The organism is Desulfobacter sp. UBA2225, from assembly GCF_002348205.1.
Classification (GTDB): domain Bacteria; phylum Desulfobacterota; class Desulfobacteria; order Desulfobacterales; family Desulfobacteraceae; genus Desulfobacter; species Desulfobacter postgatei.
Genome location: NZ_DDYV01000236.1, coordinates 1 through 11,561 on the forward strand (window position 1 = coordinate 1; position 11,561 = coordinate 11,561).

Below are 11,561 nucleotides of genomic sequence, written 5' to 3' on the forward strand. Positions count from 1 at the left end.
GCCCCGCGCCAGCCGATCATGGGGTTCTCCTCGTCCGGCTCGAACTGGGCGCCACCAATGAGGTTGGCGTATTCGTTGGTCTTGAAATCCGAAAGCCGGACAATGACCGGTTTGGGATAAAAGGCTGCGGCCAGCATGCCCACGCCCTCGGCCAGCTTGTCCACGAAATATTCGCTCTTGTCGTTGTAGCCGATGGTCATATCCGCTATGGTCCGTTTTAAAATCTCGTCTCCCAGTTCCTCGTAGCTCAGAAGGGCCAGGGGATGAATCTTGATATAAGAATTGATGATGAATTCCTCACGGGCCAGGCCCACCCCATGGTTGGGGATAAAACTCTTTTCAAAGGCCTGCTCCGGGCTGGCCAGGTTCAACATGATCTTGGTTTTGGTCTTGGGCAGATTTTCCAGGTTCGTCTCCTTGACCTCGTAGGGCAGAAGTCCCGCATAGACATAACCGACACTGCCCTGGGAGCAGTCCACAGTCACTTCCTGGCCGGTTTCCATCCTGGTGGTGGCGTTACCGGCGCCCACGATACACGGAATGCCCAGTTCACGGCTGACAATGGCCGCATGGCAGGTGCGCCCGCCCCTGTTGGTGACGATGGCCCCGGCAATCTTCATCACCGGTTCCCAGTCCGGGTCTGTCATGTCCGTGACCAGCACTTGTCCCTTCTGGAACCGGGAAATCATCTGCGCGGATTTTATCACGTTGACCCCGCCCTGCCCGATGAGTTCGCCTACCGACTGGCCGGTGCACACCACCTCGCCCTTCTCCTTGAGGTGGAATTCCCTGAGAACGGCCTGGTCCTTCAAGGTGTGCACCGTCTCAGGCCGGGCCTGGACGATGAACAGCTTGCCGGTTTCGCCGTCCTTGGCCCATTCGATGTCCATGGGCTTAAGGTATCCGGCCTTTGCCGAATAGTGATCCTCAATGACGCAGGCCATCCGGCCCAATTCCACCACCTCCTCGTCCCTGAGCACCAGACGGCGGCGGTCCTCATCCGGTACAGCCACGTTCTTGGTGGGCTGTTTGGCATCCGTGGTGTAGATCATCTTTATGGCCTTACCACCGGTCTTTTTCATGATGATGGGTTTGAACCCCTGCTTGAGCGTGGGTTTGAACACGTACCATTCATCCGGATTGACCGCACCCTGGACCACATTCTCCCCCAGTCCGTAAGCGCCGGTGATGAACACCACGTCCCGAAAGCCGGATTCCGTATCAATGCTGAACATAACCCCGCTTGAGGCCAAATCGCTTCTGACCATCTTTTGCACGGCAATGGACAGGGCAATGGAAAAATGGTCAAAACCCTTGTCTTCGCGGTAGGATATGGCCCGGTTGGTGAACAGGGAGGCAAAACAGCGTTGGCAGGCGTCCACCAGATCTTCCACGCCACGAATGTTCAGGTAGGTGTCCTGCTGTCCGGCAAAACTGGCGTCCGGCAGGTCTTCGGCCGTTGCCGAGGAACGTACGGCAACATCGACGTTCTTGCCGTATTCCTCTTCCAATTTGCCGTAGGCACTGGCTATTTCCTTATACACCTCACCTGGAAATTCCAGGCTGCGGATCAGGTTCCTGACCCTGGCCCCGCGTTCCTGAAGGTTGTCCATGTCATGGGTATCCAGGTCGGACAATATCTCCCGAACCCTGTCCATGGCTTTGGATTTTTCCAAAAGATAAGTATAGGCATGGGCGGTGACTGCAAATCCATTGGGAATACTCACTCCCTTGGGGCTCAAATTGCGGTACATCTCCCCCAGACTGGCATTTTTGCCGCCGACCAAGGGCACGTCCTCAATGCTCAAATCCTTGAACCAGGCCACGAACGGCTTTTGATCTTTATGGGTATTTTTGCCCATTTTTACCTCCCATTTTGTTCAGGTTATGGCTTGATCAATGTCCTCAGCACATCTTCCTTGCCCACAATGCCCAGCATTTTGCCTTCCTGAACCACGGGAATGGTGTGAAAATGCTTTTCAACCATCAGCGCTGCAATCTCACTGACCGGTGTCTCGGGTGTTACGGTGACAGGATCTGTAACCATGGCCTGGGCCACGGTGCTGGCAGCCATTTTTTTTATCTGTTGTTCTAGTTTCTTAGATGAAGACAAGGGAATAATACTGTCCAAAAAAGTGAGTATGGGTGGCAGAGAGATGGTTTTCTGCTGGAAAATGAGATCACTCTGGCACAAAATTCCTTTAAGCATGCCATTTTCATCCACTACGGGCACACCATTAATGTGATTGTTTAACAAAATATCCACGGCCCGAGCGATGTCGGTTTCCGGGGTTATTGAAATAACTTCTTTTTCCATGATGTCTTGAGCTGTTTTCATTTTTGATTTTCCTGGATAATGGGTTGCAGGAGAACTGGGAATTTGCGCTTCCCCCCTAATTTTATATACCTTTGGTAACCAAATCGCAATGGCGATAATTTTAAAAGACAAAGCGGATTGATTCATTGTATCGGTTGTAAATTTAGCGCCAGCCCTGATGGGTTCAAACATAACGAATTGAATAATAAGGATTTATTTGTTCATCGTCTCCAGAACAGCCCTGACAACATCCTCTGGAGCGGGTATAAAAACCTTTTCAAGGCTTGATGCGACAGGCACCGGAATCTGTGGTGCACCCACACGTTTGACAGGCCCCTTCAAATCGTAGAAAGCTTCCTCGGCCACCATGGCGGCCAACTCCGCCCCAAAGCCGCAAAAACGGTTCGCCTCATGCACGACCACCAGGCGGCCTGTTTTACGGATCGATTCGAGGATACAAGTCTTGTCCAAGGGCACCAGAGACCGCAGGTCAATTACCTCACACGAGATGCCTTTCTCACTTAATGGTTCAACAGCGTTCATGGCAGTGTAAAGGGCCTTACCGTAGGCAATCACGGTACAGTCGGCACCCGGTACGGCAATCCTGGCCTTGCCCAGAGGGGTGCGGACGTCTGCGTCCGGAAACTTCCCTTTCATCCCGTAGAGCATCATGTCTTCCACTAGGATCACGGGGTCCGGGTCAAAAATAGCGCTGAGAAGAAGTCCCTTGGCATCCTCTGCAGTTGCCGGCCAGACGATTTTCAGACCCGGAGTGTGGGCTATCCACGCTTCCAGGTTGTGAGAGTGCTGACTGCCGGCGCCGAACCCGACACCGGCTTTGACCCGCACGGTCAGTGGAAAACTTGATTTGCCGCCGCTCATGTAGCGCAATTTCCCGGCGTGGTTAACCAGCATGTCACTGGCCAGGGTAATGAACGGGAAAAACATGATCTCCACAACCGGCCGCAGCCCCATGCAGGAGGCCCCCACAGCGAGCCCTGCAATGGCCGCCTCACTGACCGGCGTATCTTTCACCCGGCGGCGTCCAAATTTATCCAGAAGACCGTAAGTCGGCATGTTTGGATCACTGTGGATGGACACACCCACCCCTTCTCCTGCAATAAATACGGTATCATCCATATCCATGGCAGTGGACAGCGCGTTGTTTATTGCATTTCCGAACGTTTTTTGACTCATGGCACAACTCCTTTCAGGCATTGAACGCCCGGACAAATACATCTGTCATAGCGGTGTCGGATTCAGGATAGGGACTGGCCTCGCCAAAGACCACAGCCGCTGCCACGCGAGCTTCGGCATCCTGTTCGATGTTTTGAATTTGGGCCTCATCCAGAATGCCGGTGTTGAGAAGCGCACGGCGGTAACTCATTATTGGGCACTTGAGGGCCCACGCCTTGAGCTCCTCGGGATCTACATAATGCTGGTGGTCCTGCTCACCATGTCCGCGCATTCGGTAGGTCAGGGTTTCCATAAATGCCGGCCCCTTTCCTGAACGGCAGTGTTCAAGCAATTCAAGGCTAAGATGGTAAACCGCCTCCACATCGTTGCCGTCGACACTGTGGCCTGGCATGCCGTAGCCTTGGGCCCGTTTGTGAATTTGACGTACGGCGGAATGCTCTTCAGGCCGCTGGGCACCGGCCCACCCGTTGTTTTCGCAAACGAACAGAATCGGCAATTTCCAGATGCCGGACAGATTCATTGCTTCGTGCACGCTGCCTTCAGCCGCTGCACCGTCACCGAAGAAGACCACGGTCACGCCGTTCAGGGCTTGATATTGCTGGGCAAAGGCAGCCCCAACAGCCAGAGGGGGTCCTGCACCAACCACTGTGGAGGTCATCAGGGCATTGATCTCAGGCATGGATAGATGCAGGGTGCCGGCCTTGCCATGATTTACACCGTCTGATTTGGCCATGATCTCGGCCATCAACGCATTTAAGTCGGCGTCTCTAGCCAACAAATGGCCGTGACTGCGGTGATTGCTGACAATAATGTCCTCCGGCTCAAGGGCGGACACGACACCCGCGGCCACAGCTTCCTGGCCGTTAGCCAAAATCTGCATACCCGGCAGTCGGTATTGTTCCCTGCAGAGAGCCACAATCTTTTCCTCGAATTTTCGAATTAAAACCATACGGGTGAAAAGACTGACTTGAACGTCCGGAGTTATTTGTTTTTCTTTCATGGACCTCCCTTCTTTCTCCGAAGAGAACATCTCAATTTGGTTAGATACCAGCGCAACCTTGTATCACGCATTACGGTGAATTCACCGTCCGGTAGAGTGCGTCAGCGAGACACTGAAAAGAATTTGTTCCTGAATTTTAATTTTTACGGGGCGTTACTTTAAGGAGTTGGGAAAAAGTAGATCTTGTGTTTTGATTGTCTTTTTATCCCTATCCTCCACTGACATATTTTGGGCTGAATCAGGTCTTGATTTATAAAATGTTCTCGACAGGCTGTCGAGAACATTTTATAAATCAAGACCTGACCCCATTTTTATTTTAAATTCTAATTAATATAACGTCACATTTAGCATAATTCGCCACACCATTTGCGGTTGAGCCGATTAAGGCATTAATGCCTTTTTTGGAATGGGTGCCGACAACAATTAAATCGGCATTCTTCTTTTCTGCCAACAAATAAATTTGTTCGTAAGGTTTACCAACTTTTACCGTTATATTTTTCATAGGTATCCCTAAAGAGGAAGCTTTTGATTCAAGTGAAGGTAACGCATTTTCTTTTAATTCCTTTTGGTAATCTTTTGGAAGTATCGCATAAGGAATGATATGAGTTATAAACAACTTAGCATCATACAGTTGTGAAAGCTCATATGCTTTTGAAAGTACTTTGTCACCCTCGTCACTGATCTCTATTGCGCATAGAATAGTTTTATACATTTTATATCCTCCAAATTTTATTAAAAACCATGAAGATTAATTTTCCGGTATATTCTTCATACACGTCATGGCCTTCATGATAAAATAAAATACTCAATAGGTCCATGGTCAAAATAAAGAGTTAAAAAAAAGCTGATAGGGCGTTTCTATACACCCCGGATTTGATTCAATTTTCAACGAACAATCGGCCAAATAGAGCGAGGATAACATCTTTAATAATGTCGATTGCGATACCACGTCATCAAAAATATTCTCTGTGCCGTTGGTTTTAAACCTCCTTATCGAGAAAATATTATAATGGAATTCATTAATGTCTATTTGAAGAATATCCTGACTACCGCCCGGATGGCAAGAAAGAATTTGATGCTGGCTTTTGATTTTTACAGGGCATTAAGCCCATAATCAGACTCAATGATCAAGACCAAAAAAAACAGTTTACTAAGACCAAGGAGTGTGTTACACGAACTTATAACCGATACGTTCAGTAATCAGGTATAAATTTTTTCCAGCAATCCTAACAATGAGAATTTGGCTAAAATGTAAAGCGATATTCAAATTTTAACCAGAAGAAACTTTAGCCCACATGCTGAATCGCACTGTAAAAATGGGCTATGCACCTTACAGCAGCTTTTTTTGGTTCCATATTGGACCCAAGAACCCAAGGGGTAAAGTGTGATTTCGCCATCCTTTGACGCAACCTGGCCGCAGAAGAAAGAAAGGAGAGGTAAAGACGGGGATTGCCGTTCCGCGAACGCTTTTTTTGTCAATAGTCGTATCTTTAGTAACAATTTTCTTAAAATTTTAACGAAAGAAAAAGGAACAATTATGAAAAAAGCTTTGACGATTTGTTTGGCAATGGTGATAGGAATATGGCTGTCTACTGGCGCTATGGCGGCGGACGAAAGCGCAATCAAGGGAAACGTGGACGCAATCGTTTCCGGCATTGACGGCGGTAAAGCGCCAACCGAATACAAGCCGGGCGATTACGACCCTTACGTGTTTATCATGGAGAGAAATGGAACCATGGTGGTCCATCCCACTAAGGAGGGGCAAAGCCTGAACACCGAGGAATTCAAACCAGTCTACGACGCGCTTGTCCAGTCCACGTCCGATGGGATATGGGTGGAATACCAGTGGGGTGGAGCCGATAAAAAAACCTATGTCCGGACTACCGCAGGCGGATTAATCGTGGGAAGCGGCTACACGAAATAAAACACGGTTAAAAGCGGCCGGGTTTCACTGACAAAAAAAGCCAGGCGCGGGTCGAATACGCCCCGCGCCTTTTTTACGGTCGCCCTTCCAAGAAAAACCCCAAAAAGGTCAGGCAGATAGTGGGTACAAAGGCGATGTTCGAGCTTCAGACGGGCCGCCGCCCGGATTCAGTGGCGGCTCAGCTCAAGGCGGATAATCACCCTTTTTTCACCATGGTGCCCATGTAGTTGTCCAAGGCAGCCTGGATGGTGCGGGCGGCCAGGGTGGTGCAGTGAAGGTCGTCGTCCGGCAGCCGGCCAATGGCCTCAAGAATTTGGTCTGCGGTGATATCGGTCAACTCCTCCGGGGTTTTGCCCAGGGTCAGTTCGGCGGCAAAGGACCCGCTGACCATTGAAGAGGCGCATCCATCCGTAAAATAGGACGCGTGGGCCACCCGGTTGCCCTTGAATTTAAGATATATTTCCATGGTATCCCCGCACTCTCCGGTTACCCGGCCCCATCCATCAGGGTTTTCCATCCGGCCGCTGTACTTGGGGTTTCTCCAGCGGTCAAAGCCCCTTTCACCCAGGGCCTGTTTTGCCTCATCAAATATTTCTTCCTGGAGCTTGTCCAGAAAGGCGTCAAGATTGCTCACTGTCATGTCCTTTCTACTTATGTTCAGATATGCAACGGATATCCTGTTCTTTATCGGGCACAGTTTACGGAATTTAGCAAAAATAACCTGCTAAAGCAATCTTATATCCCAAACCTGGGATTGGGTTTTACGGCCTACAGGCCAAACTATAACAAACTACTCAATCCACATGGACCCCTCATGAATACAATGCCAAATATTTTTGATGAAACTGATCTGTCAGAAATTTTCAAAAATCTTGACGACCAGGAATATTCAGATATATTAAAAAACGGACACAGTGACGGATATTGCCCCAGAATATGGGCTGAATCTGAATCATCTGGTCGATCAGATTAACAGGGCCATTCAAAACACAACCATATCAACCAAGTCAAGAACACAAACCATAAAATTAGGAGCAAGCGTATGAAAGCACGAAAGATCAAAGAAGAGGTTTACTGGATGGGGTCAGTGGATTGGGACCGTCGGCTGTTTGACGCCCTTGTTCCCCTTCCTGATGGGACCAGCTACAACGCCTATCTTATTAAAGGAAGTGAGAAAACGGCATTGATTGACACGGTTGATCCCCCCATGGCCAAAGAATTCATGGCTCAGCTTGAAGGGGTCAAAAATATCGATTACATCATCTCAAGCCACGCGGAACAGGACCATTCAGGAACGATCATGCAGGTCCTTGAAAAATATCCCAATGCTAAACTCATATCCACGCCCAAAGCCAAGGACCTTCTCAAGGATCTTCTGAATATCCCGGAAAATTTTTTCGTTTCCATAGAAGACGGGGAGACACTCTCTTTGGGGGATAAAACCCTGAAATTTATTTTTACCCCCTGGGTTCACTGGCCTGAAACCATGGTGACCTTTCTGGAAGAGGACAAAATTCTGTTCAGCTGTGATTTCTTCGGTTCCCATATTGCCTCAAGCGACCTGTTTGTTACGGATCAGGGCCGGGTGTATGAGGCGGCCAAGCGATATTTTGCCGAAATCATGATGCCCTTTAGAAGCATCATTAAAAAAAATATGGAAAAGCTGGCTCCCTATGATATTGAGATGATCGCTCCGGGCCACGGCCAGATTTTTCCCGATTCCAGTTTTATTCTTGATGCATATAAAAAGTGGACCGAGGGTGCCCCCAGGAACACCGTTGTTATCCCCTATGTATCCATGCACGAAAGTACAAGACTCATGGTGGAGCACCTTGTGGGGGCCCTGGTGGACAAGGGGGTCCGGGTGGAACAGTTTAATCTGGCTGTCACCGATATCGGAAAACTGGCCATGGCTCTGATGGACGCCGCCACCATTGTCGTGGGTACTCCCACCATCCTGTCCGGTCCTCATCCTTATGCCGCCTATGCCGCATTTCTGGCCAACGCCCTGCGGCCCAACACAAAGTTCCTCTCTGTGGTGGGCTCCTATGGCTGGGGTGGCAAGACCGTCGATACCCTTGCCGGGATGATTCCCAACCTTAAGGTCGAGGTAATTGATCCGGTTCTCTGCAAAGGCGTCCCAAACGCAAGCGTATTCAATGCTCTGGATGATCTGGCAGGCGCCATCGCCCGAAAACACAAAGAAAACGACTATAGATAAAAGCAACCTGTTTAATTTTATCCAAACCCGTACCATACCCCCAAAAAGGAGCAATTATCATTTATCATGTTTTGTTTTCAATGTCAGGANNGGTGGGACGGTCACGCTTTTCGCCTTAGACGCGGGACAGAGCCTGAGCGAGCATACAGCCCCCTTCGACGCATTTGTCTTTGTCTTCGACGGTGAGGGCGAATTCACCGTGGGCGGAAAAGCCCACCGTGTCACCACGGGCCAGGTACTGATGATGCCTGCCGATATCCCCCATGCCGTGAAAGCCGAGGAACCGTTCAAGATGCTGCTGACGATGCTTCGATTCAAATAATCGGGAAATTCGCTGCTAATAAAGAAAGGAGAGCGATGCACGATGTTTTGTTTTCAATGTCAGGAAACCGCCAAAAACATCGGCTGCACCGTAAAACGTAAAAGGTGTCTGCGGAAAACCCGAAGAGACCGCCAACCTTCAGGATTTGTTGATTTTCGTGCTCAAGGGAATCTCCGTTTATAGTGAAAAACTCAAAGAACTGGGCAATCCCGACCGGTCCAATGACGATTTTGCGACACAGGGCCTGTTTGCCACCATTACCAATGCCAACTGGGACGATGCACGATTTGTCAGTATAATCAATGAAGGCCTGAAGCGCAAAGATCTGATCCGGTCAAAGTTTTTGGCCGCATACAAAGAGAAAAACAATACAGCGTTTGACGGTCTATTGCCTGAAGCAGCTACTTGGACCGGGGATGTGTCCGATTTTGCCGAAAAGGCAAAAATCGTAGGCATTCTGGCCACGGAAAACGAGGATGTCCGTTCCCTGCGCGAACTGCTGATTATCGGCCTCAAAGGGGTGGCCGCTTATGCTGACCACGCCGCTGTCCTGGGATGTCAAAAAGATGAGATCAACGATTTTATCATGGAAGCTTTGGCCTCCACCACAAAGGATCTGTCCGTGGATGAGATGATCGCCATGGTCATGAAGGCTGGAGAAATCGCCGTCAATACCATGGCCCTGCTTGATGAAGCCAACACCACAGCCTACGGAAACCCGGAGATTACCGAAGTCAACATCGGTGTGGGTAAAAATCCAGGAATTCTGATATCGGGCCATGACCTCAAAGACATGGAAGAGCTGCTCAAACAGACCGATGGCACCGGCATTGATTTATACACCCACGGTGAAATGCTGCCGGCCAACTATTATCCGGCATTTAAAAAATACGATCATTTCGTGGGCAACTACGGGGGTTCATGGTTGCATCAGAACAAAGAATTTGAATCCTTTAACGGTCCCATCCTGCTGACAACCAATTGCCTGGTGCCTCTGAAAAAGAGCAACACCTACCTGGACCGTCTTTTTACCACCGGCGTAGTGGGGTATGAAAACGCGGTACATATCGCAGACCGGCCCGAAGGCGGGGCCAAGGATTTTTCAGCCCTGATTGAAAGCGCCAAAACCTGCGCTCCTCCCGAAGAAATTGAGCCCGGCACCATTGTGGGCGGATTTGCCCACAACCAGGTTCTGGCCTTGGCCGACAAGGTCGTTGATGCGGTAAAATCCGTCGCCATTAAACGTTTTGTGGTCATGGCAGGCTGTGACGGCCGGCAGAAAAATCGTAGTTACTATACAGAAGTTGCTGAAAAGCTGCCCAAGGATACGGTGATCCTGACAGCCGGCTGTGCCAAGTACCGGTACAACAAGCTTGACTTAGGCGATATCGGAGGCATTCCCAGGGTACTGGATGCGGGTCAGTGCAACGATTCCTACTCCCTGGCGGTCATTGCCCTGAAACTCAAAGAGGTGTTCGGCCTGGACGACATTAATGATTTGCCCATCTCCTACGACATTGCCTGGTATGAGCAGAAAGCCGTGACTGTGCTGCTGGCCCTGCTTTTCCTCGGTGTCAAGGGCATCCGCCTTGGACCCACACTTCCGGCATTTCTGTCTCCGGCTGTGGCCAAGGTTTTGATGGAAAAATTTGACATCAAGCCTATTGGTACGGTGGACGAGGATATTGCAGCCATGATGGCCGGCAATTAATCCTGCCCGAACTCGTAAAAAATAGAACCGGTATTGTTTTTTCAGCAACAGAAATGATGCCGGTTTTTTACAAACATATAAACATTTTTTGCCTGACGATAAATTGATCTAAGACTTGCCAAATGTATCCGAATTTTATACATTTGATTTACTTTTAAAAACAGGTACCATGCCCGACACACACACAAGCGAATTACGAAGCAAAGCTTGCGCCGTAGTTAAAGGAAAAATTACACCTCACGACCCCGAATCACCGAAGTTCCCTGTACACTCGGGCTATGGCCGGTGAGCTTAATATTATGGTGCCAGGTGGTAAGATTCCAACAACCCCACATTTTGCGGAGATGATATAAATATGAACGACGGATTCATGGACAGCCTTATAGAGCAAAATCCCGATGCAATGATATTTGCCGATACAGAAGGGACAATACGTGTATGGAATGTTGCGGCTGAGCGTGTTTTTGGATTTACCAAAGAGGAAGCAATCGGATCAAACTTAGACATCATAGTTCCGCAAAATTTACGAAAGGCCCATTGGCGAGGATATGAACAAGCGATGCAAAGGGGAGAAACAAAGTATGTTGGGAAGTCCTTGCCTACGAAATCTTTACATGCAGACGGGTCTGTCATTTACGTTGAACTCAGTTTTTCTATTATTTTAGATTCGGCAAAGAATGTGATTGGGGCGCTGTCAAGCGCGAGAGACATTACCACGAAATATAAGGAAAAACAGGGGTGAGGTTTCAAATGAAAAAAATGGTAAAACCCGCAATTTTTGTCTTTATCGGCATTATTCTCGCTTTTCCTGTATTTAGCCTGACCTATTATACAATGGTGAGAACATCAACACCCGGATTCTGCGCCTC

Annotated in this window: 11 protein-coding genes; 5 read left to right on the top strand and 6 right to left on the bottom strand. The window is 49.1% G+C overall.

Features of this window, described 5'->3' with window-relative positions; genetic code table 11:
• From ppsA to B3D59_RS11880, 5 genes are all read right to left on the bottom strand, one after another.
• A partial coding sequence (gene ppsA / locus B3D59_RS11860; protein WP_286820008.1) for a phosphoenolpyruvate synthase occupies positions 1-1,862 on the bottom strand: 1,862 nt, incomplete at its 3' end.
• 23 nt (positions 1,863-1,885) lie between these two features.
• The gene (locus B3D59_RS11865; protein WP_286820011.1) at positions 1,886-2,338 is read right to left on the bottom strand and encodes a CBS domain-containing protein; all 453 of its coding nucleotides are present in this window, start codon (positions 2,336-2,338) and stop codon (positions 1,886-1,888) included.
• Between the two features lie 192 nt (positions 2,339-2,530).
• Complete coding sequence (locus B3D59_RS11870; protein WP_286820012.1) at positions 2,531-3,514, bottom strand: alpha-ketoacid dehydrogenase subunit beta; 984 nt, start codon at positions 3,512-3,514, stop codon at positions 2,531-2,533.
• Between the two features lie 13 nt (positions 3,515-3,527).
• Positions 3,528-4,514 carry a thiamine pyrophosphate-dependent dehydrogenase E1 component subunit alpha gene (locus B3D59_RS11875; protein WP_286820015.1) on the bottom strand — a complete coding sequence of 329 codons (987 nt, stop codon included), beginning with the start codon at positions 4,512-4,514 and terminating at the stop codon, positions 3,528-3,530.
• A 316-nt stretch (positions 4,515-4,830) separates the two neighbouring features.
• On the bottom strand, positions 4,831-5,226 hold the full coding sequence (locus B3D59_RS11880) for a universal stress protein (protein WP_286820016.1): 396 nt from the start codon (positions 5,224-5,226) through the stop codon (positions 4,831-4,833).
• A 672-nt stretch (positions 5,227-5,898) separates the two neighbouring features.
• On the opposite strand from B3D59_RS11880, the gene B3D59_RS11885 reads away from it, so the two are divergent.
• Positions 5,899-6,438 (top strand): cache domain-containing protein, encoded by a 540-nt coding sequence (locus B3D59_RS11885; protein ID WP_286820017.1) that lies wholly within the window; start codon positions 5,899-5,901, stop codon positions 6,436-6,438.
• A gap of 196 nt (positions 6,439-6,634) precedes the next feature.
• Here the strand turns inward: B3D59_RS11885 and B3D59_RS11890 are convergent, their stop codons facing one another.
• A complete protein-coding gene (locus B3D59_RS11890) occupies positions 6,635-7,078 on the bottom strand; it encodes an iron-sulfur cluster assembly scaffold protein (RefSeq protein ID WP_277003208.1) in 444 nt (147 codons plus the stop codon).
• A gap of 402 nt (positions 7,079-7,480) precedes the next feature.
• On the opposite strand from B3D59_RS11890, the gene B3D59_RS11895 reads away from it, so the two are divergent.
• The 4 genes from B3D59_RS11895 (at position 7,481) to B3D59_RS11910 (ending at position 11,434) form a co-directional block, all read left to right on the top strand.
• Positions 7,481-8,659, top strand: a complete 1,179-nt coding sequence (locus B3D59_RS11895) for an FprA family A-type flavoprotein (RefSeq protein ID WP_286820018.1) — start codon at positions 7,481-7,483, stop codon at positions 8,657-8,659.
• The gene (locus B3D59_RS11900) at positions 8,598-8,981 is read left to right on the top strand and encodes a cupin domain-containing protein (protein ID WP_286820019.1); all 384 of its coding nucleotides are present in this window, start codon (positions 8,598-8,600) and stop codon (positions 8,979-8,981) included. Before B3D59_RS11895 ends, B3D59_RS11900 begins: the two co-directional genes overlap by 62 nt.
• Positions 8,982-9,138: 157 nt before the next feature.
• Complete coding sequence (gene hcp / locus B3D59_RS11905) at positions 9,139-10,692, top strand: hydroxylamine reductase (protein WP_414646536.1); 1,554 nt, start codon at positions 9,139-9,141, stop codon at positions 10,690-10,692.
• Positions 10,693-11,047: 355 nt separating this feature from the next.
• Positions 11,048-11,434, top strand: coding sequence for a PAS domain S-box protein (locus tag B3D59_RS11910; protein ID WP_286820020.1), 387 nt, complete (start codon positions 11,048-11,050; stop codon positions 11,432-11,434).
• Positions 11,435-11,561: the final 127 nt, after the last annotated feature.